Here is a 26,994-nt window from a genome sequence, read left to right as displayed (position 1 = left end):
AAAAAACTGATTAGATCAACAACGTCAGTCTAAAACTTTATTATCTCTGTACAGTTGTGTTGAGTGATAATCATGTTTGTCACTAAAGATTAAAGTCTGTTACTTAAATAAACAGTAGAAGCCCTAGTGTGCCAAGCGTATTGGTCATGTCTGGGGCTTTTTTTGTTCATTGAAAATAAAGTCTTAGACTCACCGCTGCTTTATTATGCTATCGAACCTGTTAGTATAATATTTCTTAGGGCACTCCTTAGCTCTTTATAGACACATCTTTTTCCAGTGTTAATTCATGAAATGATTTCACACGTAGTTGTAAAAATGGGGTGAACAATAATGTACAAGCCGAAGCTAACAATCCAATGCCACCCGCAAATAAAGCGAACCGTAAACCCATTGCCCCTCCAATCATCCCTCCAATTAACGAACCAAGCGGCAAAGAACCCCACGAGATAAAGCGAAACGTAGCATTCACGCGACCTTGCAGGGCATCGGGTACAATTACTTGACGTAAACTGATGGTACTAATGCTAAACATTGAGACACCCATTCCGAAAAGAAGCTGTCCGAGCATCAAAATCAACGCAATACTTAATTCTGATCCTACTGCTAATGGAGCAAGCAAACCGCCACTTGCTGCGATCGTAGCGGAACCCACAATTGTTGGACCTACTCCAAAACGACGTACAGCCCTTTGGGCAAGCAGAGAGCCAAATAGGTACCCAACTCCTAGCGTTCCATAAATGATGCCAAGAATGCTCGCACTGATTTTGAGTTCTTGTGATGCATATAGAACATAAACACTAAAAATAACATTCCAGGAAAGGTTAAAGACTGTTGAGCAGCGCACCACTCCCCACAGCAACGGTTTTGTGTAAACCGTATGCAGCCCTTCTTTCATTTCCAGCCACATGTTTTTTTGTGTTTTCGCATCTGCCATGACTGTCTCCAACTTGCGAATCCGGGCTATGTACACAGCGGATACAAAAAAGGATACCGACGTGAACAATATTGCAAAAGGAGCGGTGATTAACTGTTCCAGTCCACCTGATAAACCCGGCCCAGCAATTTGTGCGGTAGATTTACTAGTCTCTAGTTTGCTATTCCCATCAATAAGCTGCTCCTTGCTCACAATGGAAGGCAAAAAGGATGTATAGGCAACATCAAAAAAGACAGTACAGATACCCACTATGAAGGCTACCAAATATAGAACTGTCATATTCAGGAATCCAGTTAAGGCTGTCAGCGGCACAATGAGCAGTAATGCACCCCTGAAAAAGTTAGCGGCAACAAGAATTGGCCGCCGGGGAAATCTGTCTATCCATACACCAGCGAGCAAACCGAAAATGATAAATGGCGCATACTCGGCAAAACCAAGCAACCCCATTTGCATGGGACTGGCCCCTAAATAGAGAGCTGCCACTAATGGCATTCCTAATAATGCAACCTGAGTCCCAAACTGTGATGCAGTTTGCCCAATCCAGAGCCTTCGAAAATCTGTGTTAGTTAACAATCCTTCCACCTTGTTACTCATGCTCGTTCCCCCATTTTTCGTCACAACTAATTGCCATTCAAATTAGCATTTTTAGTATAGGGGAATTTACGTTTCAAGATCTTGCGCTTTCATTATCGCAAATGTTGGATGATTCATTTTGTTGTTCAAGCGGTATATAAAGTGGAATGTCAGCCTAATTTCTGGTATGAAGGTATTTGGGATGATTATATTTTTTATTCTAATGAGAGATTGTTTCTTTTACATTTTGGAGTTTCAGATTGACGGGACGAGCATAGCCTAGTTAAAAATAAAGGAAGAGTGATTGTGTTTGTTCACAAAAGCAATGACAGTGACGTTAAACGGCTTTCCTTCAGCGTCTTTTCTCCCTAGAAAAAAACAGCAAGGCTGATCGCAGGACCACCCTTGCTGTTTTTCCGTACATCACGAATTATAACTTCACAGGCTCTCCTGCGAATACTTCCAATTCCATAGCTGTTGCAAAAAAGGAAGGAGCTTCCTTCACAAAAGCTTGAAAATGAGCGCTTGCATTGTGCGCCGCTACTGCGGCAGCGTCCTTCCACTTTTCTACCATGGTGTAGTGATATTCTTGCTCTGTGCTTTTCAAAAGGGTGTATCCCACATTCCCTTCTTCAGCTTGGCTTGCAGCAACCAGGGCTTTGGCCGCTTGAAGGAAGGCTTCTTCCTGTGCGGGTATCACTTGCAGATGGGCATGTATAATAAGCATGGTTTTCTACCTTTCTTCCAACGAATTTGAATTATTTCCAGGTTGTCACTGTCTCAACAGGGAGACGGTAAGATGGGTATCCTTCCTTGGCTGCTTTCCCGATACTGATCAGCATGATCGGTTGATAGCGATCCTTGTCCAAATCAAACGCTTCTGCTATTTGATCCTTTTCATAGCCGCCGATCGGGTTCGTGTCATAGCCGAATGAACGGGCAACCAGCATCAATTGCATGGATACGAGACCGGCATCGATAAAATTGACATCCCGCAGGTCAGAAGCGGGAAGATTGGCGTAGTAAGGTTTTACGGCTTTCAGCTGCATGTCCTTCACTTCCTGCGGCATGTATCCGAGCTCGACAGCTTTTCCAAATATCTCATCCATATATTCTGCATTATTCATGTCGACGAATACGGCAATGACGGCGGAAGAGGTGAGTACTTGCGTTTTGTTGAAGCGTGCCAGCTCTGCAAGCTTTTCTTTCCCTTCTCGACTTTCGATAACCACAAAGCGCCAAGGCTGCATGTTGACCGAAGATGGAGCGCGTGTGGCTCCCGCTAGAATTTCAATCATTTCCTCGCGGCTGATTTTTATTTCAGGATCATAAAGTTTGACAGAACGACGACCAAACGTGATTTCACGAAAATCATTTGTTCTTTGTACTGTGTTTATCATGTAAAAACAGACTCCTTTCTTGAACCATCAAATGTTGTTTTGCATCCGTTTGAGAAAATCAGTTAAGACCTGCGTTTCATCCTCGCTGAAGCCTTCCAGAATCTGCTGGATAAAATTTCGTTTCTCGCTTTTGTACCCTTCAATCCGATGATGTCCTTCTTCGGATAGACGAACGAAGGTTTCGCGGTTATCGTTTGGATTTTTGTGTCGGGTTACCATACCATCCGCTTCCAGTTGCTTCAGGTGGCGTGTAACGGCAGCACTGTCGATATTGATGTGCTTTTGTAGCTGGGACTGATTGATTTCGTTGCATTCGCAAAGGATTTGCAAGATCGCGAGACGAGTAGAGCTGATTCCGGTACAGCGTTCGAACTTGGGACTTATTTTATTGGTTAATCCAATGAGCAGATTCAGTATCTGCTCCTCTTCAAATTCCTTGCGTGTCATGAAAAATGCCTCCCGGGGGCAATATGAATAGGAACTCAGTCATATATCCACAAGCAATGACAACATACAGTCAGTTGAGCATGATAACTTGATGATAATTGACGCATCAATCATTGATACGTCAATTAATATAGCATCTTATTTCAACGTTTGCAACATATGATCCACTGCAAAAGTCGCTACTTCAGTCTAAGAACAATATTATCTTTGAATAATATTGACCGCGCATTCTGCCTGGAATTTTTATTGACTGAACGGTCTGGAAAATGTATGATGACATTGAAAGGGGGATGATGAATGGGAAGAAATAAGGAGTTTGATACGAGTGTCGTACTTCGTAAAGCCATGGAGGTATTCGGTCACTACGGCTATGAAGGAACTTCACTGCAGCTTCTACTAGATGGCCTGGGTATTGCTCGGCAAAGCCTTTACGACACCTATGGGACTAAGAAGGAACTGTTCATCTCCGCAGTTAAACATTATGTGAACGAGAAAACGGAAGCCGTGATTTCCATGCTCGAACGCCCCGGCCCCGTGAAGGAATCCATTGCGAGTATCTTTACCGAAGTCGCGGAGGCGCTGAAAGATCAAGTGCGACGCAATGAATGTTTCATCATGCATAGTGCCATCGACCAGGTACCTCATGTTCCGGAAATAGCCGCCTTTTTTAAACAAGATGCTGTACGATTGGAACAGGCGTTTCATCAAGCATTGATTCGCGCTTTCAAACAAGGCGAATTAAGCAATCGTCATGACGATCTACTGGCACTTGCGCGCTATTTGAATCATGCCCGATATTCACTCACGCAAGCAGCTAAGTTAACGTCGAATCCCGTAGTATTGGACGATATTGTCAAAGTCACTCTAGCTACGCTTGATCTTTGAACGAAGGGGTGCAGCACCGCTTCCTTCTTTTTTTGATTATAACGGACTGTTTGGTCCGGAAAGGGAGGCGACGCTAGACCAAAAAGAAAAGGCTTATAATCAGTTTTTTAATTAGAAACAAATTATTTTTTTAATAATTTTAGACCGTTCGATCAAAAAACAATGAAAGGAAGACGTTTCTATGAATCGATACAAGGGATTGGCTCTATTCCTTCTCTCCTTGTCTCAGTTAATCTTGGCCGTTGATTACACTATCATTTTTGTAGCACTGCCTTCGCTTGCAGAGGAACTTGGTTTTACGGCAAATAACCTCCAATGGGTAGTCAGCGCCTACTCACTAGCCTATGGAGGATTCCTGCTAATTGGTGGAAGATTATCTGATTTAATAGGAAGAAGGCGGATGTTTATCGTCGCAATGGGACTCTTTGGATTAGGCTCTCTCCTCGGCGGACTATCAGATTCTCAGTTAATCCTAATCATCTCGAGAGGCTTACAAGGCCTAGGCGGCGCGCTTCTTTCTCCGGCTACCCTTTCGCTTATCATGTCAAATTTCGAGGAAGGTCATCAGCGAAATCGCGCATTAGCCGTATGGGCTTCAATGGGAGGGATCGGTCTGTCTCTTGGGTTGTTACTCGGCGGCATATTGACCACCTATATCGGCTGGGAAGCTACTTTCTACGTCAACGTTCCGATTGCTCTGTTTGTCATTATTTTTGCTCCGGTTGCTCTCCTGGAAAGCAAAACACCGTCGAATACACGCCATTATGACTTTGCAGGCGCGGTTTCCGTAACGATAGGGATGATGCTCATTGTTTATTACCTGATCACATCTCCTGCAGAAGGATGGCTCAGCGCAAATACCATTATTCCGGCTTCGATCGGTACCGTACTACTTCTTTTGTTCGTCGTCATCGAAAATCGCACGAAAGAGCCACTCGTTCCTTTCCGGCTGTTCCGTATTCGTACATTAACGGGTGCCACACTTTCTGCGGCGCTATTCTCTGCATCATTCGGCAGTTTGTATTACTTCCTTACACTCTACACTCAGGAGGTACTGCATTTCACTGCGGTGCAGTCCGGGCTCAGCTTCTTACCGCTGACTATAAGCGCATTAATCGGATCAAACTTTGTTAACAAAATGGTTTCCACTGCTGGAGTTGCCAAAACAATCGCCATCGGCATGGGGCTGGGTACAATCGGGTTTCTTTTGCTCACAAGACTCTCTGAAACCGGATCAGTGTGGGGGATCATTCCCGGTACCGTAATCATTGGGGTTGGCCAGGCACTTGTCTTTACCACTATGTACATTGCTGCAAGTACAGGCATTAAGATGAATGAGCAAGGTGTAGCGTCTGCGATCGTCTCTACAGGACAACAAATCGGTGGTGCAATCGGATTGGCAGTCATCATGGCGATTATATCGTTAAGTTTGGGAACAGGCGAGACATTGGAAGCAATGAAGCCGGCAGATTTGAACCAAGCGATTCGCACAGCATTGATAGCAAACGCCGTTATTGCTCTATTGGGCATCCTCGTCGCGTTGATTTCGCTTAGACAGAGTAAATCTTCTGAAGTCGAGAAAGTAACGCCCCTTCATTAAACAAACGTGTTTAATCTGCCTTAAAGTTTGTCTTACACTGTACATAGGATGCTTACAATACAAACAAAAACAATCTTACTCAAGATCAAATTAAGGTTGTCCAAGCCAATATGGCTGAGAACGACGAAGGCTTTTATCAACTGTTGGAACGTGCGGTGCAGACCGATGAGCTGAAGGGAACCTGGAATTTGAAAGCATTGGCCCAAGATCTGGTTAATGTTATGCACGGGATTACGGTGACCACGGTACCCGCAGAACGTGAAATGCTGGACAATATTGTGCGCTGTTCGCTTTACTTTCTACCGTAAGGCATAGCCACAAGGGTAACAAGATAAAGAGCTGTACGGCTGGAGTTGGACTTCGGCGTGCAGCTCTTTTCGTTTATACAGATGCATTCAGCTCGACCTTCTCCCGAGAGGTCCATAGCCCACAATACGAAGTCTGTATCCTGATGAAATTAATAGTATATTGGTAGACGGATATAGAAGGCTTGGAGACGCTGGAGGGATGGACCGAGCGACAAGGTATTCGAACCGTGAACCGTAAATTCATAAGATGGATCTAAGCTTTCGGAACAAGAAGTTCCGGAGGCAACGAATGGAACGATAATGGTGAAATCAGGGGAAGAAAGGTACAAAACAAAAACCGCGACAGGCACCGATGATCTGTGACCGCTTTTGTATTGACAGAGTATATTATTCTGTTTCTCAGGGTTAATCAGTGACAGACTTTATTGTTTGTTAACACATCCTTGTGTGCATTTTAATTTAAAATGTCACTTAACTTGTACTCTGTAACACGGCAAGACACTTGCTGTTACAGAGTTTTTTCGCATTTATTAATTTTACCAACGTTTGCATAAATGAAACAAAACGGATGTTCACCGAAAAAAATCCATTAGACTCGAAAAATAAAGTGGTAGACTGTGAAAATATAGTACTGACAGGATAGTTGAACAAACTCGATTATATTACTGTTATAGAAAGGTATAGTAGGGATTATTTGGTATGTGAAGTGTCTAACGTTTGTCATTCGAGAGATACTGTGCGACGAGAATATGTTAGTAGTCTTTTAAAAAAATCAATTTAGGAGGATGATCCAATGAATATTTTACTTGTGGAAGATGATAAAACAATTGCGTCTGGACTCGAATATTCTTTGCAGCAAGACCAATTTTCCACAGTTCTGTGCCATGACGTCACATCTGCGAAAAAGGTTTTAGCCGAGCAGTTGGATCAGTTCGCTTTATGTTTGTTCGATTTATCACTGCCGGATGGAAGTGGATATGAATTGTGTAAAATGGTGAAGCAGCAAAGCGATATCCCCGTTATTTTTTTGACAGCCGTTGATGAAGAAGTCAATGTCGTGATGGGACTGGATATGGGTGCGGACGACTATATTACAAAGCCGTTTCGAATTCGCGAGCTGCTCTCACGGATTAAATCGGTGTTGCGCAGATATCAAAAGCAGCCGCAGGCAAAGGTCGTCATCGAAATCGATCCGATCTGTATTCATACACTTGAGGGAAAAGTATATAAGCATGGCATTGAAATTCCATTGACTGCTTTAGAGTACCGTTTATTGCTGATCTTCGCCAAACATCACGGGCAGATTCTCTCCAGAAATCAGCTTTTGGAACAAATTTGGGATGTGGCAGGGGACTTCGTCAACGACAATACGTTAACCGTTTATATGAAAAGGCTGAGGGAAAAACTGGAGGATGATCCGAAAGCTCCAACTATTATTAAAACCGTACGCGGTTTAGGATATAAGGTCGGTGAGTAGTTTGCTACGTAATCGCGAGATCCGCCTCGAATTCTTGGTGATGTATACGATCGGTTTGGTATTGCTTGTAGTCGCGACATTTTTTTCACTTGCTGCCGTTATCCTCGTTCTATTATCTTCTATTTTACTTATCGGATGCAGCCTCCTCTTTACGAGATTGAGATATCAGGAGATTGAAAAGCTATCTGGCTATGTGCGGCAAATTAGCAGTGGCGATTATACCCTAGACGTACGCGATAATCGTGAAGGGGAACTCAGTATTTTGAAAAATACGATTTATAAAGTAACGGTTATGCTATCGGAGCAAAGCGCCCTTTTGCATAAAGACAAGATCTATCTGACAGACGCGATTTCGGACATCTCCCATCAGCTAAAAGCGCCTCTAACCTCGATGATGGTCATGGCGGATTTAGTAGACGACACCAAACTGCCGGAAGCGAAAAGAAGGGAATTTACACGCAATATTCGCATCCAGCTCGAACGGCTGGATTGGCTTGTTTCTTCGTTATTAAAGCTTTCTAAAATTGATGCAGACGCTGTACCGTTCAAGAAGGATCAAGTCGTGGTGGCCAAGCTCATTGAAAAAGCGCTACAACCCGTTCTCATTCCAATCGACATCAAAGAACAAACGATTTCTATAACGGGAGAAGACAGCGTATCGTTTCTAGGCGATCTGAGTTGGACGACGGAAGCGATCATCAATATTATAAAAAACGCTGTGGAGCACACGCAGGAAGGTGGAACCATAGCGATTTCCTTTTCAGAGAACCCATTATTTACGGAAATAATGGTCACAGATAACGGGAAGGGCATTTCAAAGGAAGAACTCCCTTTTATTTTCAACCGGTTTTATAAAGGAAAGAGTGCTGGAGAGAGTAGCAGCGGCATTGGTCTCTCGATGGCTCACAGTATCATCACGAAGCAGAATGGAGTTATAGATGTTCAGAGTGATGTTCATAAGGGAACCCAATTTCGAATGCGCTTCTACAAGCCAGCTTCTAATTGGGGCTAAGTGACGAGATTGTCACTTTCTTAGTCACTGTAATGTCACTTTGGGCAGATATACTACATCCATCAGCAAACGTATGGAGGTTTCAGTATGGAAATTCTGAAGATCGAACATCTGTCTAAAGTGTTTGGAAAAGGTGACACGGCAGTAAAAGCACTCGATGACGTATCCTTCTCGGTGAACAAAGGGGAGTTCGTCGCTATCGTCGGTCCGTCCGGTTCGGGAAAATCAACTCTTTTACATTTGCTAGGCGGTGTGGATCGACCAACAAGCGGAAAAGTGTTTGTGGATAGTACGGACATGTACAGTCTGAATGAAACACAGTTGGCGATTTTCAGGCGGAGGCAAATCGGCTTGATTTATCAGTTCTACAATCTTCTTCCGATTTTAACGGTGGAAGAAAACATGCAGCTCCCGATCTTGCTCGATGAGCACCAGGTGGATCAGAGGCAGTTTGAGGACCTTGTGAATACGTTGAATTTAAAAAATCGCTTAAATCATCTGCCCAACCAGCTTTCCGGTGGACAGCAGCAGCGGGTCTCGATAGGAAGAGCGTTGATGAATCAGCCCGCGATCATACTGGCAGATGAGCCAACCGGCAATTTGGACAGCAAAAACAGCAGCGAAATCATTGACTTATTGAAAATGTTCAACAAAACCTTGCATCAGACGTTGATTATGATTACCCATGATGAGCGAATTGCTTTGCAGGCCGATCGCATTATCGCGATTGAAGATGGACGGATTGCGAGAGACGAGGTCATTCGACCATGAATATCATCAATAAGCTAACGCTCAGACATTTAATGAAAAATAAGAAGCAGACGCTTGTGACCATTATTGGAGTCATAATTTCAGTGGCTATGGTGACCGCTGTGATTACGCTTGGCTCCTCTTTTTTGATGCTGATGCAAAAGGAAACGATAAAAGATTATGGAGAATGGCATGTCCTGTACAGAGACGTAAACAAAGAGCAACTCGAAACGATCAAGCAGGATACGGCAACCAAACAAATTATGACTTCAAAGGAACGCGGCTATGCCCAGCTGCCAGGAAGTCAAAATTTCAACAAGCCTTATTTGTTTATTAAAGCGTATAATGCCCAAGGCTTTACAAACTTCCCGATCGAACTCAGCGAAGGGAGACTTCCAGAACGAGCGGATGAGATTGTTCTCTCGGAAGCGATCGCCACAAATGCCAAAGTCACTTATCGAATAGGGGATCATTTAACCCTTGAGGTTGGACAGCGCCATATTCAAGCTAACCCAAGCGATACGAATCTGTCTCAAAATGACCAATTGCGATCTAGTGCTGGTGCGAGCATGGAAACCTTAGTTGATACCAAAACCGAGACGTATACCGTTGTCGGGTTTATCAAACGTCCTACATGGGAGCAGACGTGGGCGCCGGGGTATACAGCCCTTACCTATATAGACGAGACCATGGTGGATGCAAACCAGTCCGTTGACGTGAGCGTTGTCGTGGAGAAAATCGATAGTACTGTATTTGATCATGCCAATGACTTAGCAGAGAAAAACAACATCAGCTCGTTTAAAACGAATGACTCGCTACTGCGTTATTATGGTGTGATGGGTGGCGGATTGGGCCAAACCTACAACTCGTTATTGCTCATTGTTGTGCTTGTGATTGTTGTCGGCTCTGTTTCGTTAATCTACAATGCTTTTGCGATTTCCGTCTCGCAGCGTTCTCGTTATTTAGGGATGCTCTCCAGTGTTGGGGCAACGAGAAGGCAGAAGCGAAATTCGGTATTTTTTGAGGGAGCGGTGATTGGCGCCATTAGCATTCCCTTGGGAGTCATCTGCGGTATGCTTGGAATCGGCATTACCTTTGGTTTTATCAACCCGATTCTTGAGGATGCGCTGGGTGTCACTGAAAAACTGACGTTAGTCGTCACGCCTTTATCGCTCGCACTCGCTTGTCTGGTATCGATTATCACGATCTTCATATCTACGTATGTCCCAGCTCAAAGAGCCTCTAAAAATTCTGCCATCGATGCCATTCGGCAAACTGCGGATATCAAGCTCACAAGTAAAGCACTGAAAACCTCCAAGCTGGTCAAACGGTTATTCGGCGTAGAAGCGGAGATCGGCTTGAAAAATTTGAAAAGAAACAAGCGCAGATATTACGCCACTGTTTTTTCCCTTGTCATTAGCATCGTGCTGTTTCTGGCCGTGTCCTTTTTCACTTCCAACCTGCAGAAATCACTTGAGCTTTCACAAAAAGGCTATAACTATGATATCGCTATATATACAGTCGGCGAAGGGGCAACGCTAGAAGATGAACAATCGGTAAAAACGATCACATCGTTGGAAAGTGTCACTGAATCTAATTTGATGAAACAAATGAATGGCAACTTCGTGTGGCTTGCTGAAGAAGCTGTTCCTGAAAATGTAAAGCCATATTTTCATCATGAACATAACTTGTATAAATACGATATCCGTGTAAATACCATGCGTGAAGATAAGCTGAAAGCGTATGCCAAACAGGTTGGTGTAGAGTATACGAAGCTGACGAATCCGGATCACCCGACTGCCATATTGATTGATACCATGACGTTCCCAGATGAAAAGGGTAAATTTATCGAGACGAGAATCAATAAGAAAGTAGGGGAAATGCTGGATCTCGTCTCTGAAGATGATAAGCAGCAAGTGGTCAACCAGGTGGAGCTGGCGGCAGTCACTGATCATTTCCCTATGGGAATTGTACAAACCGAAAGCATCCTTCAAGTGAATCTTGTCGTGTCCGAGCCCGTCTTCGAGCAGCTCATGAAAAAAAGCGTCTTTGTTAGCTCTTATTCAGGGCTTTACCTGAAAAGCAAGGAGCCGTTGAAAACACAACAGTATATTGAAGAAATGCAGAAGGATTTAACTGTCATGAACCTGTTTCAAGAAAGACAGCGCTCTGAACGAAAGATATTGTTCATGTCTGTTTTTGTATATGGCTTCGTGGCCTTAATAACGGCGGTTTCGATGGCGAACATATTCAACACGATTTCGACAAGCGTGGCTCTTCGTAAACGGGAATTTGCGATGCTGAGGTCGGTTGGAATGACGCCGAAAAGCTTTCATAAAATGATCAACTATGAAAGTATTTTTTATGGTATGAAGGCGCTAGCTTACGGTCTTCCAATCAGTTTAGTGATTATGGTGTTGATTTACCGCTCCTTCACGTATAGTTTTTCGTACGATTTCGAATTGCCTTGGGCTAGCATTTTGTATGTGATTGCTGCTGTATTTGTTATCGTGAGCTTGTCCATGTATTACGCGAGCATAAAAGTGAAGAAAGCAAACATCATTGATGCTTTGAAACAAGAGAATCTATAAGTCTGTGCAAAAATGAGCATTTCCCATCCAGCAAAGAGGGATTGCTCATTTGCGTCTCTTCGATGTTTTGTGACGCTCCGCCAGCTGGAGAGTCCGGCGAAGACTACTTATTCATGCCATAAAAAAAGAAGGATAAAAATCACAACGATTTTCATCCTTCTTTTTACTATTTTAATGATTTTTAACTACTTCTTGCCCTCGCACATTCCACGTAAGAGCAAAAACAAGAGCAGCCAATGCGCACGAAGCCGTCAGCAACATAAATCCTGCATCCCAGCCGGAGGCATCAACGATAACCCCCATCAATGCATTCGCTGTAACTGTACCGCCCAGGTAACCAAACAGACCCGTCAGCCCTGCAGCGGTTCCCGCAGCCTTTTTCGGAACAAAATCAAGGGCTTGCAAACCAATCAGCATGACTGGACCGTAAATCAGGAAACCGATAGCGATCAGGCAAATCATATCGACCACGGAATTTCCAGGAGGGTTGAACCAGTAGACCAGAACAGCGATCAATACGCCGAGCATAAAGACAAACCCTGCGGGTCCACGGCGGCCCTTGAACAATTTATCGGACAGCCAGCCGCACAGGAGCGTTCCCGGGATACCAGCCCATTCGTACAGGAAGTAGGCAACGCTCGACTTGCTCATATCAAAGCCTTTTTCGTCACTCAAATAGGTCGGCGCCCAGTCCAGAACGCCGTAACGGACGAAGTAGACGAAGATGTTGGCAATCGCGATTGCCCAAACCCATTTGTTGTTCAATACATATTTGAACAGGATTTCTTTTGTGGAGAATTCTGTTTCAAACGTTTTCTTCGCCTTGTTTGGATAGTCATTGCGATATTCTTCGATAGGCGGCAGGCCCACTGACTGCGGAGTATCGCGAATTAAGAAATACGTAATGAATGCAAAGACAATGGCAACCAGAGCGGGCAGGATAAACACGCCTTCATACCCGGAAGAGTTATTACCCGAAAGCCCGGTGAACATCGCTACACCTGCAACAGCAAGGGGGGCCATCAAGCCTCCACCAACGTTATGGGCTACATTCCAAATAGCTGTTTTGTTTCCTCTTTCACTTACACTAAACCAGTGTACGAGGACACGTCCGGATGGAGGCCAGCCCATTCCCTGGAACCAACCGTTCAGGAACAGCATCACAAACATGATCGAGACGGATGAAGTGAAGTAAGGAACAACGCCCATCATCAAACTGATAAGTGCAGAAAGAATCAAACCGGCAGGCAAGAACATTCGCGGGTTGCTTCGGTCTGAAAAAATGGCCATTACAAACTTGCTGATCCCGTAGGAAATCGAAATGGCGGATAACGCAAAACCGAGCTCTGATCTTGTAAATCCTTCTTTAATCAAATAAGGCATGGCTAGCGAGAAGTTTTTGCGGATGAGATAGTACGCCGCATAACCGATGAAGATTCCGAGAAACACCTGAAGCCTGAGCTTTTTATACTCAGAATCAATTTGTTCGTCAGGCAATCTGTCAATAGGCGGTGCAGGCTTAAACAGCTTGAGCATCTTATTCCTCCCCCTAAGTAATTTCTAACAAAGATGGCGATACACGTAAAAAAACCCATACCTTAATGGCGCTTTCAAAAATGAAAGTGCCAATAAGTATGAGTCTCCGAATCTCCATCATAGTTAACTTGTTAAGTGTATTCTATTATTCTGTGAAAACGTTGTCAACGAAGTTGTTCTGGGTTATTTTCCCATATGCAGAGATCAGTGCGATACGAATCTGATTTTATCTATGTTTGTCTCTGTGGGAGGCTTCGAAAAAGCCTCGAAGAGGTTTTCTTATGTATACTTTATTCATAAAAATACATTTTTTCCAAATATAAGGATATCTTTATATTAGCTCATCTGTATGAGAGGGTTAGCAAAGATGTAAAGGACATCTTTTTTGTACAAGTGAAAAATAAAGAAGGAGTGGTTTGATGTATTTGTTGAGAAAAACAGGATTTTTGGTAGTACTATCGCTTATCTTAATCTTTTCGATATTCCCGCAGTCTTCTCACGCCATGACGCCGTGGACTCCCAACACCGTATACAACTTAGGAGACATGGTTACGTATCAAGGGCAAGATTACAAATGTACATTTGCTCATACATCGCTTGTCGGATGGGAACCACCCAACGTACCGACACTGTGGCAACTGCAAGGTCCCTCTGCTCCCGATACCATTCCACCTACGTCTCCCACAAATCTTAGTGAAGTAGGGATATCAAGTAGTTCGGTCAGCTTATCTTGGTCAGCTTCTACGGATAACATAGCTGTTCAGGAGTATCTCGTCTACAACGGAGATACACTCGCTGGTACATCGAGTACAACATCCTATACTGTGACTGGGCTTCAAGCAAATACGACATATTCATTCACGATACAGGCAAAAGATGCCGCAGGCAATGTATCCCCCTTGAGCACCCCAATAACGGTAACAACTTTATCAAAATCCCCAACCGAACCGGTGTCCAAACGACTTTTGATCGGCTACTGGCATAATTTTGACAATGGTTCTACGGTACTCAAGCTAAGAGATGTCTCAGATAAATACGATGTCATCAATGTTGCGTTCGCAGAACCAGTCGGTGGCGATCATGCGACAATGGGATTCGTGCCGTTCAATGCATCCATTGAGGAATTTAAGTCGGATATCGCCTTGTTAAAATCAAAGGGGAAGAAGGTCCTCATCTCGATTGGCGGAGCGAATGGTACAGTCGAGTTGACGACGGAAACTGCCAAACAAAATTTTATTGCCTCGATGACCTCGATCATTCAAACGTATGGTTTTGATGGTATGGATATTGATCTGGAAGGAAGCTCCCTGTCGCTAAATGCGGGGGACACTGATTTTAGAAATCCGACAACGCCTAAAATTGTAAACTTAATCTCAGCGACTCAGACGATCACGAATACATTTGGCCCATCTTTTATTTTGACAATGGCGCCAGAAACGGCTTATGTCCAAGGAGGCTACGCTAGCTATGGTGGGCCGTGGGGCGCTTATCTGCCTGTGATTCATGCCCTTCGCGATCGAATGAATTATATCCACGTCCAACACTATAATTCCGGAGCGCTAGAAGCATTAGATGGTCGTACGTATCAACAAGGAACGGCTGATTTCCAAGTAGCGATGGCAGAAATGCTATTGAAAGGATTCCCAATCGGCCGTAATCCTAACAACATGTTTCCAGCCTTGAGGGAGAACCAAGTCGCGATCGGGCTGCCTTCTGCTCCAAGTGCTGCCGGGGGAGGGTATACGTCTCCTGCCGATATCCAGAAAGCACTTCAATACTTGGTAAAAGGCACGTCTTTTGGAGGAACGTACAAACTCCAAAATCCAGCTGGTTATCCCCAGTTCCAAGGAGTTATGACCTGGTCTATCAACTGGGATGCTAAAAATAACTATTCGTTTGCCAATCATGTTCGCACTTCGCTTGATTCACTGAGCCAGCAATGACAGGATCTTCGCGCAAAAAGAGAGGCACCAGAATTTAGCCGACGGGCGAAACCCTCCCTTGGTTCTTACCGGGAGGGTTTTACTCTTGGTTACCCAACATATCGGTACTACTATCAAATAGAAAGATCGATTACCACTATCTTTCATCGTATGGATTATCTGCACTTTTTTTCGTTATGGAAGCATCATTCTTGGTGGTGTAGGTGAAGCCATAAATTCATGTAAAAAGGTAGTTGTTCAGTTTAGTAAAATTTGTCCATTTGTAATATATCAAAAAATCAGTATAATGATACTTATTTGTCTTTGTGGAGTGGACTGTGATTAGAATAGCCATCCATCGAAGATAAAATCATACAGAAAGCGAGAATCTATTGCAGGGTCGGGAGAAGTTTATCTTAGTGGGGGGACATCTATGAAAAGTATACTGACGAAGGTAAATCAAGTAAGTCTGGTAAAGCAAATCATTGTAGGTTTGATTATTGGTATTATCCTGGCTGTAACGATTCCCGAAGTAGCAAAACCCGTAGCAGTTTTCGGTTCTTTATTTGTAAGCGCTTTGAAAGCGATTGCACCTGTGTTGGTACTCTTTTTGGTTATGTCAGCCATTGCTCAACATAAAAGTGGGCACCAAACGAATATGAAATTTATCATTGTCTTATATCTTTTAGGAACCTTTTTAGCTGGGGCAGTCGCCGTTATTGCAAGCTTTATATTCCCTGTAGGCTTAACACTTGTAGAGGGAGCTAAGGATGTGACGCCTCCTGGCGGTGTTGTAGAGGTTCTCAAGACATTGCTGCTAAATGTGGTTGATAACCCGGTTAATGCAATTGTTAAAGCGAACTATATCGGTATTTTAGCTTGGGCAGTACTTATTGGTTTGGCTTTACGAAATGCCGCTGATACGACAAAAACGATGATTAGCAATTTTTCGGATGCGGTATCGAAATTGGTTGGTTGGGTAATTAAGCTTGCACCATTAGGAATCATGGGACTAGTATTTGAGTCTATTACTACAAATGGACTTGATGCGTTAGTAGGCTATGCGAAATTACTTGCTGTTCTGATTGGTTGCATGCTCTTTGTGGCACTGGTTGTCAATCCAATCCTTGTGTATGCAGCTATACGACAAAACCCTTACCCGCTTGTTTTCAAGTGTATAAAGGAAAGCGGCATTACAGCATTCTTTACACGAAGCTCAGCTTCAAATATTCCTGTAAATATGAAATTATGTGAAAGTCTGGGTTTGAATAAAGATAGTTATTCGGTCTCGATACCATTAGGGGCTACTATTAATATGGCTGGTGCAGCTGTCACGATTTCTGTTTTGACCCTTGCAGCGGTTCATACACTTGGTATTCAAGTGGATATCCCTACCGCTATCATCCTTAGCATAGTATCAGCTATATGTGCATGCGGTGCATCAGGGGTGGCTGGTGGATCTTTATTACTGATTCCTCTAGCATGTAGCCTATTCGGTATTCCAAATGAAGTTGCGATGCAGGTAGTCGGAGTCGGCTTTATTATTGGAGTGTTACAAGACTCTTTTGAAACGTCACTTAACTCCTCTTCAGACGTTCTTTTCACAGCAGCAGCTGAGTTTAAAGAATGGCGAAAAGAAGGAAAGAAAATAAATATCTCCAAAGCAGCATAGGCGAATGAACTGCCCCCCAATTGTGAGACTGGATTAACAATTGGGGGGCAGTTTTATTGTGGTAGATCGAGAACCTCACAGAATCACTGTTACAGGGTTTCTCCACGTGTAATATGAAAAATGCTCTTATACTTATAGACTTACGTAAGCACAGCCTGCTTCTGAAACCCACTCATAATCCCAATCAACATCTCTTTATCCATCTGCAATTCGCTTTGACCCACTTTTTGCAGCAGCTTCCTGGTGTTGTCATTCGGAAAAGAGATACTCCGCTTCCAATACGAATGGAACAAGCTCATAGAGGCATTAAAGGCTTTCTCTTCTTCGGTTAGCAGCTCGTCTGTTTCAAATGGAACAGGAACTAAATTCGGAAAATCCAAGACCTCTTTGATGCAATCGACCACCAATTGTTGGGTAGGTGGAACAGGGTTGGTAGCGTGATAGATTTCCTTATGCTCGCCATGCGTAAGTGCAGCAAGCAAAACAGAAGAGACATAATCAACGGGAACGAGGTTCGAGTTCACGTCGACATCCACCAAAATCCGGTACTTTTGATTTTCCCAGTCTTCTGTTCGGGACGCTCTTCTTTTCAATACGCGAAGACCTTTTAATAATCCATACAAGCCAAAATTGGTATCGGCTTCGCCCGTTTTGGAATCACCGATAATGATCGACGGTCTGACTATGATGGTCTCCATTTTGTCGCTGTAGGAGAAGACGAGATGCTCTGCCAAGCATTTTGTCTCTTCGTAGTTGTTCACGAAGGAGCGTTCCGGGTCGTACAGCGCTTCTTTTCCTTCTGTTTCGGTGCCGATGGTATAAGCCGTACTCACATAGATAAAGCGGGGGGAGCCAATGGCTTCTGCGAATTGTAACGTATTTTTTGTTCCCTCTACGTTTACCTCGTACGTCTGCGGTTTCTGAGCGGGATCAAAGGACAGGTATGCCGCAATATGGTACAACGCATCTATTTTCTGGTTGAGCTGCCCCCGATCATTTTCAGAGACGCCCAAGTCTTTTTTCGAAACATCACCTAGTAAAATATGTACTCGTGCCCGGTGTTTTTCGGCAAAGCTATGCAACAAATCGCTTGCCTTTTTTTCATTTCGAGCGAGTAAGTAAAGGGTATGGCCTTCGTTTAATAGATCGTGGGATAGTTTTTTTCCGAGAAAACCTGTTGCTCCGGTTACAAGGATATTCATATGGTTAACCAGCTCCGTATGTTTGGTAGGTAGGGAGTTGCTGATATATCAATAATTCATTATATGATGAAAAATGCAGCTGTGACGAGTGCGGATGAAACGGTATCGTGAACAACTGGGTAGTTTCAAACAACTGTTTAACTGCCGCATGAATAGCCATTAGCCTCAATTTCCCGGTATTTTCCTCTGAAAACAAACTGAAATAACGATGGCAGCTCCAGATGTTCAGTAAAAGTAAGACAATGTAATGTATGAGACGCAAAAAATAAAGTGTTAGACTGTGGAAATGATGTTGTAGACTGGGAAAAGTGCTGGATTTGATCATATGTTTAACCAGTGAATGTAGTGTAACTTTCTGACTTGATAAAGCTGTTTTATTGTAAAATAATCAATAGTTTTGAAAGGAGATGAAATGGATGATGTATTCACCACTTTTTGAAAATGATGTACCTGTCATTATTCTCCCTTAACGGCAGAATAATGACATCTCCGTTAAGGACATAAATCATTGTCTATAAAACGGAGGGCAAACATGAAAAATACCTTACTTGGTTCTTTATATTTATCACTCGCCGCCAGTATTTGGGGCGCAATGTATGTTGTCGTTAAAGTCGTGGTTGATATTGTACCACCACTTGAATTAGTATGGCTTCGTTATGTAATCGCTCTGTTAGCATTACTAATGATCGGAGTCCTAACAAAACAATCGTGGCGTATCGCGAAACGTGACTGGCTATTAATCTTTTTGATTGGGTTAATTGGGAATACGATTTCTATCGTAGCCCAGGAAGTCGGAACGATGCTTTCCTCTGCACAAATGGGAGCCATTATTACATCCACGACACCTGCATTTATGGTCCTGTTTGCACGAATGATCCTTAAAGAAAAAATTACTGTAAAGAAAGCATTTTCTATTGTTTTAGCAACAATTGGTGTTTGTGTTATTGTCGGAACTGCTCAAATTGATACCTCCAATCAGCTAGGTGGCATATCCCTGATTATCGCAGCACTAACGTGGTCACTTATGTCTGTCCTTGTAAAACGTGTACCAGGGCAATATTCGCAAATTGTCGTCACAAGCTACAGTATCCTTGTAGCTATTGCCATTCTATCGCCTTTTACACTGGGGAGATTAACCAAGCTTGATTTTCAAGCGATCATGCAGCCTTCTATTTGGGGAGGTCTACTGTACTTGGGGGTCATTTCTACTGCGTGTGGCTTTTTGTTGTGGAATCGAGGCTTGCAAAAGCTTAACGCTTCCAGTGGAGGATTGTTTTTCTTTTTCCAGCCGATTGTTGGTACTTTTTTAGGTTGGTTATTACTAGATGAACAGATTGGTTTGTCTTTTTGGATGGGTACAGCATTCATTTTTATTGGGGTACTGTTAGTCATTCGCGACGATAAAACCCATGAAGAGACCAAAAAGGTGTTAACTGAATAGGAATGCTGACATAAACAGCGACAGTCTAGGGCTTTATTTTCTGGTCCTAGATTGTCGCTGTTGTTCTTGTTCGGGTTAATCTTAAATTGTATCGGAAAGGAGTTTTCCAAATTTTACTTATTTCATGCCTTGAAGTTTCAAATAGGTACTAACAGGGAAAATATACTTTGCAGAAATGCCCATGTGGAAAAGGTGGGCATAGGTATGAATCTGGCCTGATAGGAACACGCCTTCTGATGACCGGTGAGGCGTTGTTTGCGCTGCAACTCGTTATTCTACTTCACTAGAGAGGAGTTATTACAGATGATTAAAAAAATGTTTACCAGTTATAAAGCATCGCTCTCCAAGCAGATTCTGTTTTTTCTCGTCTTGCTTATTGTTGTCCCCTCTGTCGTGTTGAGCCTTTCCTTGACACAACTGGCACGTAACCAGTTAGAGCGTGAATTGTTGTCCCAAGTCGAATCGGTTACCGCGATGATTACACAAGTACTCAATAATTCGTACCGGGACTACTCTGTTACGATTGAGAGCTTTTCGGATGTTCAAGTTCCTCCGGGGCAAAATGCGGATACGTATATCTATGATCGTATCCACAATATAGAGAAAGACATCGACAATGTTTTGGCTGCGTTCATGTACTACGACAATCGATACTACAACTCGGCGAAAAAGGAAATTGATCCGACTACCCGTGAATGGTACAAGCAAGCGATGCAGCATAAAGGGCAGATCATTGTAACGCCACCTTATATCGACGCGATAAGCGGAAGCTACGTCATTACGTTTGCCAAGACGCTCTCGGATGGTAAAGGAGTAGCGGGAATCGACGTTTCTATCGATCATTTAAACGAGCTGGTAAAGACGTACAAGATCGGAGAAAAGGGATACGTGAGCTTGTTCGATCAGAACAACGTGACACTGTCGCATCCGCGATTCCCGCAAGGCAAGCCGCTTGAAGACGAACGCTTCCAAGTGATGCTTGATCAAGCGGAGGGTTCTTTCGAAATGAATAATGACGAGCTGCGTGAATATTACCATTTTAATAAGCAAAATTCGCTCGGATTGAACGTCGTTTCCGTGATTGATTGGAGTGAAATCAATCAAAAGACGGGGCCGCTGTTGCGGATTTCATTCATGTTCATCATCCTTTTGCTTGCCCTTATTGCCCTGTTCGTTTGGATTTTCATGAAACGCACGGTGCGGCCAGTCCTGCAATTGAAGCAACTGACCGACTCGATCGCGCAGGGGGATTTGACGGTCCGTTCTATCGAGAGTGGAAGAACGGATGAGATTGGGCAGCTGGAATCCAACTTCAATACGATGTCGCAATCGTTGTCCGATGTCCTGCGTCAAATTACCGATCATTCCGAGCAAATCTCAGCATCCTCCCATCATTTGTCTGCGAATTCAGAGGAGAACGTGCAAACGATTGAACAAGTCGCTGCCTCCATGCAAGAAATAGCGTCCATGTCTTCGGATATGAATCGGAGTATAGATACCGTGAAGCAATCGGCGGCTCAAGCGCAACAGGAGCTGGATGATGCCATCCGTATCCTGCGTGAGAGTACGGAAATGTCGCAGCTCATCACAGGTCTGGCCAATAACGGCGAGGAGTCTCTCGGAGCGGCGAGACAACAGGTGAATATGATTGTGGAACATTCCACTCGTTCGAAAGATGAGATGGAGGAGTTAAAACAGGTTGCTGGAGAAATTAGCGGAGTGACGAATTTTATCCAAGATATCGCCTCCCAGACGAATTTGCTTGCGTTGAATGCAGCCGTTGAAGCGGCACGGGCCGGGCAAGAAGGCCGCGGGTTCGCTGTCGTCGCTGATGAGGTGCGAAAGCTGGCTGATCAGACAGGTTCTGCCGCCGAGAAGATCAACAGCTTGATCGGGGAGGTTCAGGATCGCGTACTTCACATGGTTAAACGCACAGAGGAAGGCGTGGAATCTGCTACAACGGGAAGCGATTTGACACAATCGGTCGAGCAGCGTTTTACAGAGATGCATGAGGCTATTAACCGCATTGACACGCACCTCGCTCAAGTGGCTCGCGTCAGCGAACGGTTGATGCAATCAAATACAGCGATGCTTGCAGCCTTTGGTGAATCGAGTGCCATGAGCCAAGCCACTGCACAAGAGGTTGACCAAGTCGCCGCTGCCAGTGAAGAACAGAATGCTTCGATGGAGGAAGTGGCAGCTTCGGCAGCGCACCTTGCCAACATTGCTGAAGAGTTGCAGTCATTGGTGCAGCGTTTTAAATTGGAGCGTTAACAGTAGTTGTAGTGATGAGAGAAAGAAGACCAACAGACGTTGGTCTTTTTTTGTCCAAGTTGATCCAAATAGTTACCTAAGTAATGTAAGTGTAACTTCTATCGAATTATCAACAAATGATCGATTCGGACGAGATTTTAAGATGACGGTCAGTCCAATTAACGATACGATAAGCGCTTGTGCGGTAGCTTTCGCGTCTATCCTCGAATCGAGCTCACCTGATTGGATACCTCGTTCGATCGTTTCTTGAAAGATGACAGAGAGGTACATTTGGTGTTCCCTTGTCAAAATCTCAAATTTCTCATCATGAGGGGCAAGTTCGACCATGGTATTAATGCAAAAGCATCCTCGGCTGAGACCTTCCGTATATTCCTCGTCGGCCACCTCTTTAAAAAAATGGCGAAACGCCTCTTTTACGGATGGATTGTTTTGAAGCTTTGTTCGTATCTCCGAAGCACGAGACATCGTGTATCTGCGTAGTGCGGCTTCGAACAATTCTTTTTTGTCCCCAAAGGTTGAGTAAATACTGGGGCGCTGGATACCCATTCGGGAAGTTAAATCACTTAATGAGGTAGCTTCATACCCCTTCTCCCAAAAAAGCTGCATAGCTGCATCTAGTACTTTTTCTTCGTCAAATTCGCGTGTTCTCGCCATAAAGAGTTCCTCTCATTACTCATGTATTCGAAGCTATGTAACTGCCAAAAGAGTTTTTTGTACTGAATGGTATTTTATATTTTATTGTTTTTTATCCGTCTTGTCAATTTTAGGCTGGTTTATTCAAGTGTGAAAAGAATGGTGTTGACAGAAAAAGAAATGGTGGGATATATTTACTGGGCATTATAATGTACTGATCGGTATGTTATTTTGCTCTAAACGAAAAATGAAAGGAGGTAAGGGGAAGACAGATGGAGGAGGTTATTGAAAAAGTAACGGCCAAAGCTCCCATGCCTCGCTATGTAACACTATTGTTCGCGGTTGCTTGCGGGATGTCAGTTGCGAATATCTACTTTGCACAGCCACTACTTGATCATTTGTCGATTGAGTTCGGAATTGACTATTCCATCATTGGGATTCTGATCACCCTTACTCAAATCTTTTATGCAGTAGGACTGTTGTTACTTGTGCCACTTGGCGATTTATGGAACCAACGCCGCTTGATTATCGGTCAGATGTTTTTATCTGTGGTAGCGCTGGTTATCGTAGGGACTGCCTCCACCAGCACGGTACTATTCGCAGGTATAGCTGCGGTAGGATTGCTTGCTGTTGTTACGCAGACAATCGTTGCATTCGCGGCGACAATGGCAGCCCCTGTAGAGCGAGGGCGAGTGGTTGGAGTAGTTACCAGTGGAATCGTCATTGGCATACTTCTAGCGCGAACCATTGCAGGAGTTTTAACAGATCTTGCGGGTTGGCGTTCCGTATATCTGGTCTCTGCTGCATTCCTATTTTTCATGGTTTGTGTATTATTTCGGGTATTGCCAAATAGGGAGCGGGAGGTAAAGCCGCTATCCTATCTCCAGTTGCTTGGATCGGTATTGATGTTGTTCGCACAAGAACGGCTATTACGTATTCGCTCAGTTTTGGCTATGCTGATTTTTGCTGCGTTTAGTATTTTGTGGACGCCGTTAGTACTGCCTCTGAGTGCGCCGCCATTATCTTTGTCGCATACGGCCATCGGGGCGTTTGGTCTTGCAGGAGTTGCCGGAGCTTTGGCTGCAGCAAGGGCAGGGAGGCTTGCAGATCGAGGTTATGGACAGAGAACGACGGGCTTGGCCTTGAGTCTATTGCTACTATCGTGGCTGCTAATCAGCTATATCGAACAGTCGTTATTTGCCTTGGCGATAGGTATAGTTTTGCTTGATTTGGCGGTACAGGCCGTGCATGTTACGAATCAAAGTATGATCTTCACCTTGGGTGCAGAGGCGCGGAGTCGGCTCACGGCGGGGTATATGGTTTTCTATTCAATCGGCTCTTCTGTTGGCTCCATTGCCTCGACCTATATATATGCGCATTTTGGTTGGGAGGGAGTGTGCTTGCTCGGGGCCTCTGTCAGTGCGTTGGCTCTGGTGTATTGGGCAGTGACAAGGCGCTAGTTTGCAAAGGGATGTGCTAATAGTTCGAAGTGAAGATATATGAAATGAAACTATTCTGCTTCCAGAGCTGTTGACTGGTATAAATTTTGCAAAAGGAGAGATGGTCTGTGGAGATTGGTATTACTTCGTTTGTGGAAACGACACCGGATGTTCAGACAGGTGAAGTGATGAGCCACGCACAGAGATTGCGTGAAGTTGTCGAGGAAATCGTCCTCGCTGATCAGGTTGGGCTTGATGTATTTGGCATAGGTGAACATCATCGCAAGGATTATGCGGCTTCTTCTCCAGCAATGGTGCTGTCTGCGGCTGCGCCATTGACAAAAAGGATTCGGCTGACCAGTGCAGTGACAGTGCTTTCTTCCGCTGATCCGGTGCGTGTTTTTCAGGATTTTGCTACACTCGATGGCATTTCAAATGGACGGGCAGAGATTATGGCGGGACGGGGTTCCTTTATCGAGTCTTTTCCCCTGTTCGGCTATGACTTGAATGACTATGATGAGCTGTTTGAAGAACATTTGGAACTGCTCCTGAAAATACAGGCGTCCGAAAAAGTAACCTGGAGGGGCGGGCATCGGCCAGCTATTCAGGATTTGGGCGTGTATCCACGACCCGTTCAGAATCCTTTACCCATATGGATTGGCAGCGGAGGCAATCAGGAATCTGTTGTTCGTGCAGGTCTGCTGGGATTGCCGCTGATGCTGGCGATCATTGGTGGAAGTCCGCGGCAGTTTGCACCACTTGTGCAGCTTTACAAGAAGGTGGCCATGCACGCTGGTCATGACGTATCGCGATTAACGGTTGGGTCACATTCACTAGGATTTGTTGCAGAAGATACGGAACTGGCGGCAGATACATTCTTTCCTTCTACCCAAGCAGGAATGAATAAAATCGGAAGGGAGCGGGGCTGGGCGCATTATAACCGTGCTAGCTTCGATGCCGCACGCAGCTTCGAAGGGGCATTGTATGTGGGTGACCCGGAGACGGTTGCCCAAAAGATCATCCACCTTCGCAAGCATGTAGGCATGACGCGCTTTATGATGTATGTGCCGATATCCACGATGCCGCATGAACAGGTAATGAGAGCCATTGAGCTGCTAGGAACAGAGGTAGCGCCTCGGGTGCGAGAAGAAATAACCAAGTGGGAAGCAGAGACGCAGCAAGAATCAGCATTTGCTTAATGGAGGGATTCACATGGATTTTCATAGTCGGGTACTGCCTGAATTAAGGCAAACATTAACGCAATTCTCTGGTTTTCATCTGGAAGATTTGGAGTCGAGCAGGGCCATGCTGAAAAATCCGCCTATAAAGCAGTCAGAGCATGTGCGTACCACAAGTCGAATGATTCCGGGCGCAGCAGGAGAGATGTTAGCGAAAATATACGAGCCCGTTCAGCGAACAGGCAGTAAGCTTCCGGCCATGCTGTGGATTCACGGGGGAGGCTATGTGATGGGGCACCCCGATATGGATGACGCTCTATGCGAACGCTTCGTACAAGCGGCTAATTGTGTTGTCGTATCGGTCGATTATCATCTGGCTCCCGAACATCCTTATCCAGCTGCCATCCATGACTGTTACGCCGGTTTAACGTGGATGACAGACGAAGCTGAGTCACTCGGCATCGATGTGGATCGGGTTGCGATTGCTGGTGCAAGTGGAGGAGGGGGGCTGACCGCAGCACTTGCTTTAATGGCCCGCGACAAAGGCGGACCGGCGCTTATCTTCCAAATGCCGTTGTATCCGATGATCGACAACCGTAATCGTACAGCGTCGAGCCATGAAATTGAGGCTGAAAATGCAACATGGAGCCGGACAAACAATTTGGCTGCGTGGAGCATGTACCTGGGCGAAAGTGCCGACGACAGTCAGGTATCCGCATATGCGGTGCCATCGAGAGCAGAAAGCTTGGCGGGGCTGCCGCCGACTTATACGTGCGTAGGACAGCTCGATCTGTTCCGGGATGAGACAATCGAATATGTGACGCGTCTTGCACAAGCGGGCGTAGACGTAGAATTTCATCTGTATCCCGGCTGCTACCACTGCTTTGAAGTGTTTGTCCCCGATGCCGAAGTGAGCCAGCGCGCCAGCCAAAGCTATGTAGATGCGATGGCAAGAGCGCTTAATCCTGGCAAAATCTAAGAGACAAAAAGCACAACAACCGAACGAGGGGGATCTCGGCGATTGTTGTGCTTTTGTAAGCTTTTGTAACCGCAGTGTACAGGAATTTTCCGTCATCTTCTCATTGAATCGTTCCTTGCTTTTCCTCCATCACATCATTGATTAATATGACGCCATGCGAAAGGGTCGTTCCGCCGCCGAATGCTCCGGCTACCGCTACGGTTTCAGCAATTTCTTTTTGGGAAACTCCGTCGTTGAGAGCGGCTTCCAAATGATAGACAATGCAGTGTTCATTTCCGGAGTAAAGGGAGATAGCCAGTGCCTGCAAATGTTTATGCTTGGATGACAATTCACCGGACGAAAAGCATTGGCTGGTGAATTCATTATATGCTCGCAAGGCCTCTGGCATCAGCTGTCCAAAAGATTGCAGTCCTTCAAGATACTGTTCGGCCAAATAGTGCTCCATGGTTCCACTTCCTCCTATTTTAAAATCGCTGATAGTATTGCTTTGCTGGGAAATTTTCATACAGTCTATCCTTTATGGAGGTAGGATCACATCTGTAATTAATTGATTTTTCATGTATTTTTTCTTCTTCTTGAATGAAGACATATTTGGTTATCAAGTATTTTCCTTGTAAATATAATTGTGGTTATTATTAAAACATATTAAAATATATGAAGTGATCTACGAATATAGCGTAAGGCAAGAGAGGTGAATAATCTTACTAAGCAGTAGGAATGCTTGATAAGAAGTGAAGATAG

Annotated in this window: 22 protein-coding genes; 14 read left to right on the top strand and 8 right to left on the bottom strand. The window is 44.5% G+C overall.

Annotated elements, in window-relative coordinates; genetic code table 11:
* Window positions 1-247: 247 nt before the first annotated feature.
* From EL268_RS28880 to EL268_RS28865, 4 genes are all read right to left on the bottom strand, one after another.
* Window positions 248-1,528, bottom strand: a complete 1,281-nt coding sequence (locus EL268_RS28880; RefSeq protein WP_106657436.1) for an MFS transporter — start codon at window positions 1,526-1,528, stop codon at window positions 248-250.
* A gap of 409 nt (window positions 1,529-1,937) precedes the next feature.
* Window positions 1,938-2,234, bottom strand: a complete 297-nt coding sequence (locus EL268_RS28875; protein WP_106657435.1) for a putative quinol monooxygenase — start codon at window positions 2,232-2,234, stop codon at window positions 1,938-1,940.
* 31 nt (window positions 2,235-2,265) lie between these two features.
* Window positions 2,266-2,907: a nitroreductase family protein gene (locus EL268_RS28870; protein ID WP_106657434.1), complete on the bottom strand. Its 642-nt coding sequence runs from the start codon at window positions 2,905-2,907 to the stop codon at window positions 2,266-2,268.
* A 27-nt stretch (window positions 2,908-2,934) separates the two neighbouring features.
* Complete coding sequence (locus EL268_RS28865) at window positions 2,935-3,354, bottom strand: MarR family winged helix-turn-helix transcriptional regulator (protein WP_106657433.1); 420 nt, start codon at window positions 3,352-3,354, stop codon at window positions 2,935-2,937.
* 297 nt (window positions 3,355-3,651) lie between these two features.
* Here EL268_RS28865 and EL268_RS28860 point away from each other — a divergent pair, with 297 nt between their 5' ends.
* The 7 genes from EL268_RS28860 to EL268_RS28830 all read left to right on the top strand — a co-directional run bounded on the left by EL268_RS28860 (window position 3,652) and on the right by EL268_RS28830 (window position 11,977).
* On the top strand, window positions 3,652-4,239 hold the full coding sequence (locus EL268_RS28860) for a TetR/AcrR family transcriptional regulator (RefSeq protein ID WP_106657432.1): 588 nt from the start codon (window positions 3,652-3,654) through the stop codon (window positions 4,237-4,239).
* 181 nt (window positions 4,240-4,420) lie between these two features.
* Complete coding sequence (locus EL268_RS28855) at window positions 4,421-5,839, top strand: MFS transporter (protein ID WP_106657431.1); 1,419 nt, start codon at window positions 4,421-4,423, stop codon at window positions 5,837-5,839.
* 110 nt (window positions 5,840-5,949) lie between these two features.
* The gene (locus EL268_RS28850) at window positions 5,950-6,147 is read left to right on the top strand and encodes a hypothetical protein (RefSeq protein ID WP_232030145.1); all 198 of its coding nucleotides are present in this window, start codon (window positions 5,950-5,952) and stop codon (window positions 6,145-6,147) included.
* A gap of 793 nt (window positions 6,148-6,940) precedes the next feature.
* A complete protein-coding gene (locus EL268_RS28845) occupies window positions 6,941-7,624 on the top strand; it encodes a response regulator transcription factor (protein WP_106657430.1) in 684 nt (227 codons plus the stop codon).
* Window position 7,625: 1 nt separating this feature from the next.
* Complete coding sequence (locus tag EL268_RS28840; protein WP_106657449.1) at window positions 7,626-8,636, top strand: sensor histidine kinase; 1,011 nt, start codon at window positions 7,626-7,628, stop codon at window positions 8,634-8,636.
* 87 nt (window positions 8,637-8,723) lie between these two features.
* Window positions 8,724-9,407 (top strand): ABC transporter ATP-binding protein, encoded by a 684-nt coding sequence (locus EL268_RS28835; protein WP_106657429.1) that lies wholly within the window; start codon window positions 8,724-8,726, stop codon window positions 9,405-9,407.
* Complete coding sequence (locus tag EL268_RS28830; protein ID WP_106657428.1) at window positions 9,404-11,977, top strand: ABC transporter permease; 2,574 nt, start codon at window positions 9,404-9,406, stop codon at window positions 11,975-11,977. Before EL268_RS28835 ends, EL268_RS28830 begins: the two co-directional genes overlap by 4 nt.
* Window positions 11,978-12,148: 171 nt before the next feature.
* On the opposite strand, the gene glpT is transcribed toward EL268_RS28830, so the two are convergent.
* On the bottom strand, window positions 12,149-13,513 hold the full coding sequence (glpT, locus tag EL268_RS28825) for a glycerol-3-phosphate transporter (protein ID WP_106657427.1): 1,365 nt from the start codon (window positions 13,511-13,513) through the stop codon (window positions 12,149-12,151).
* 419 nt (window positions 13,514-13,932) lie between these two features.
* Between glpT and EL268_RS28820 the strand changes: the two genes are divergently transcribed.
* Both EL268_RS28820 and sstT read left to right on the top strand, forming a co-directional pair.
* Window positions 13,933-15,456, top strand: a complete 1,524-nt coding sequence (locus EL268_RS28820) for a chitinase (protein WP_106657426.1) — start codon at window positions 13,933-13,935, stop codon at window positions 15,454-15,456.
* Between the two features lie 412 nt (window positions 15,457-15,868).
* Window positions 15,869-17,107 carry a serine/threonine transporter SstT gene (gene sstT, locus EL268_RS28815; protein ID WP_106657425.1) on the top strand — a complete coding sequence of 413 codons (1,239 nt, stop codon included), beginning with the start codon at window positions 15,869-15,871 and terminating at the stop codon, window positions 17,105-17,107.
* Window positions 17,108-17,247: 140 nt separating this feature from the next.
* Here the strand turns inward: sstT and EL268_RS28810 are convergent, their stop codons facing one another.
* On the bottom strand, window positions 17,248-18,309 hold the full coding sequence (locus EL268_RS28810; protein WP_106657424.1) for an SDR family oxidoreductase: 1,062 nt from the start codon (window positions 18,307-18,309) through the stop codon (window positions 17,248-17,250).
* A gap of 532 nt (window positions 18,310-18,841) precedes the next feature.
* Between EL268_RS28810 and EL268_RS28805 the strand changes: the two genes are divergently transcribed.
* A complete protein-coding gene (locus tag EL268_RS28805; protein WP_106657423.1) occupies window positions 18,842-19,750 on the top strand; it encodes a DMT family transporter in 909 nt (302 codons plus the stop codon).
* A 303-nt stretch (window positions 19,751-20,053) separates the two neighbouring features.
* Complete coding sequence (locus tag EL268_RS28800; protein WP_106657422.1) at window positions 20,054-22,024, top strand: methyl-accepting chemotaxis protein; 1,971 nt, start codon at window positions 20,054-20,056, stop codon at window positions 22,022-22,024.
* Window positions 22,025-22,096: 72 nt separating this feature from the next.
* Here EL268_RS28800 and EL268_RS28795 read toward each other — a convergent pair whose 3' ends face one another.
* On the bottom strand, window positions 22,097-22,678 hold the full coding sequence (locus EL268_RS28795) for a TetR/AcrR family transcriptional regulator (protein WP_106657421.1): 582 nt from the start codon (window positions 22,676-22,678) through the stop codon (window positions 22,097-22,099).
* A gap of 251 nt (window positions 22,679-22,929) precedes the next feature.
* Here EL268_RS28795 and EL268_RS28790 point away from each other — a divergent pair, with 251 nt between their 5' ends.
* The 3 genes from EL268_RS28790 (at window position 22,930) to EL268_RS28780 (ending at window position 26,253) form a co-directional block, all read left to right on the top strand.
* The gene (locus EL268_RS28790) at window positions 22,930-24,117 is read left to right on the top strand and encodes an MFS transporter (RefSeq protein ID WP_106657420.1); all 1,188 of its coding nucleotides are present in this window, start codon (window positions 22,930-22,932) and stop codon (window positions 24,115-24,117) included.
* A 107-nt stretch (window positions 24,118-24,224) separates the two neighbouring features.
* Complete coding sequence (locus EL268_RS28785; RefSeq protein WP_106657419.1) at window positions 24,225-25,295, top strand: LLM class flavin-dependent oxidoreductase; 1,071 nt, start codon at window positions 24,225-24,227, stop codon at window positions 25,293-25,295.
* Window positions 25,296-25,308: 13 nt separating this feature from the next.
* Complete coding sequence (locus tag EL268_RS28780; protein WP_106657418.1) at window positions 25,309-26,253, top strand: alpha/beta hydrolase; 945 nt, start codon at window positions 25,309-25,311, stop codon at window positions 26,251-26,253.
* A gap of 100 nt (window positions 26,254-26,353) precedes the next feature.
* Here the strand turns inward: EL268_RS28780 and EL268_RS28775 are convergent, their stop codons facing one another.
* Window positions 26,354-26,698: a carboxymuconolactone decarboxylase family protein gene (locus EL268_RS28775; RefSeq protein WP_106657417.1), complete on the bottom strand. Its 345-nt coding sequence runs from the start codon at window positions 26,696-26,698 to the stop codon at window positions 26,354-26,356.
* Window positions 26,699-26,994 lie beyond the last annotated feature (296 nt).

The sequence above is a fragment of the Brevibacillus brevis genome, from assembly GCF_900637055.1.
GTDB classification, from domain to species: domain Bacteria; phylum Bacillota; class Bacilli; order Brevibacillales; family Brevibacillaceae; genus Brevibacillus; species Brevibacillus brevis.
This window is presented reverse-complemented; position numbering and strand designations above follow the sequence as displayed.

What these genes read in the sequence shown, in the direction of transcription:
- EL268_RS28880 (WP_106657436.1), bottom strand. Translation starts at nt 1,528, where the DNA reads ATGAGTAACAAGGTGGAAGGATTGTTAACTAACACAGATTTTCGAAGG.
- EL268_RS28875 (WP_106657435.1), bottom strand. Translation starts at nt 2,234, where the DNA reads ATGCTTATTATACATGCCCATCTGCAAGTGATACCCGCACAGGAAGAA.
- EL268_RS28870 (WP_106657434.1), bottom strand. Translation starts at nt 2,907, where the DNA reads ATGATAAACACAGTACAAAGAACAAATGATTTTCGTGAAATCACGTTT.
- EL268_RS28865 (WP_106657433.1), bottom strand. Translation starts at nt 3,354, where the DNA reads ATGACACGCAAGGAATTTGAAGAGGAGCAGATACTGAATCTGCTCATT.
- EL268_RS28860 (WP_106657432.1), top strand. Translation starts at nt 3,652, where the DNA reads ATGGGAAGAAATAAGGAGTTTGATACGAGTGTCGTACTTCGTAAAGCC.
- EL268_RS28855 (WP_106657431.1), top strand. Translation starts at nt 4,421, where the DNA reads ATGAATCGATACAAGGGATTGGCTCTATTCCTTCTCTCCTTGTCTCAG.
- EL268_RS28850 (WP_232030145.1), top strand. Translation starts at nt 5,950, where the DNA reads ATGGCTGAGAACGACGAAGGCTTTTATCAACTGTTGGAACGTGCGGTG.
- EL268_RS28845 (WP_106657430.1), top strand. Translation starts at nt 6,941, where the DNA reads ATGAATATTTTACTTGTGGAAGATGATAAAACAATTGCGTCTGGACTC.
- EL268_RS28835 (WP_106657429.1), top strand. Translation starts at nt 8,724, where the DNA reads ATGGAAATTCTGAAGATCGAACATCTGTCTAAAGTGTTTGGAAAAGGT.
- EL268_RS28830 (WP_106657428.1), top strand. Translation starts at nt 9,404, where the DNA reads ATGAATATCATCAATAAGCTAACGCTCAGACATTTAATGAAAAATAAG.
- glpT (WP_106657427.1), bottom strand. Translation starts at nt 13,513, where the DNA reads ATGCTCAAGCTGTTTAAGCCTGCACCGCCTATTGACAGATTGCCTGAC.
- EL268_RS28820 (WP_106657426.1), top strand. Translation starts at nt 13,933, where the DNA reads ATGTATTTGTTGAGAAAAACAGGATTTTTGGTAGTACTATCGCTTATC.
- sstT (WP_106657425.1), top strand. Translation starts at nt 15,869, where the DNA reads ATGAAAAGTATACTGACGAAGGTAAATCAAGTAAGTCTGGTAAAGCAA.
- EL268_RS28810 (WP_106657424.1), bottom strand. Translation starts at nt 18,309, where the DNA reads ATGAATATCCTTGTAACCGGAGCAACAGGTTTTCTCGGAAAAAAACTA.
- EL268_RS28805 (WP_106657423.1), top strand. Translation starts at nt 18,842, where the DNA reads ATGAAAAATACCTTACTTGGTTCTTTATATTTATCACTCGCCGCCAGT.
- EL268_RS28800 (WP_106657422.1), top strand. Translation starts at nt 20,054, where the DNA reads ATGATTAAAAAAATGTTTACCAGTTATAAAGCATCGCTCTCCAAGCAG.
- EL268_RS28795 (WP_106657421.1), bottom strand. Translation starts at nt 22,678, where the DNA reads ATGGCGAGAACACGCGAATTTGACGAAGAAAAAGTACTAGATGCAGCT.
- EL268_RS28790 (WP_106657420.1), top strand. Translation starts at nt 22,930, where the DNA reads ATGGAGGAGGTTATTGAAAAAGTAACGGCCAAAGCTCCCATGCCTCGC.
- EL268_RS28780 (WP_106657418.1), top strand. Translation starts at nt 25,309, where the DNA reads ATGGATTTTCATAGTCGGGTACTGCCTGAATTAAGGCAAACATTAACG.
- EL268_RS28775 (WP_106657417.1), bottom strand. Translation starts at nt 26,698, where the DNA reads ATGGAGCACTATTTGGCCGAACAGTATCTTGAAGGACTGCAATCTTTT.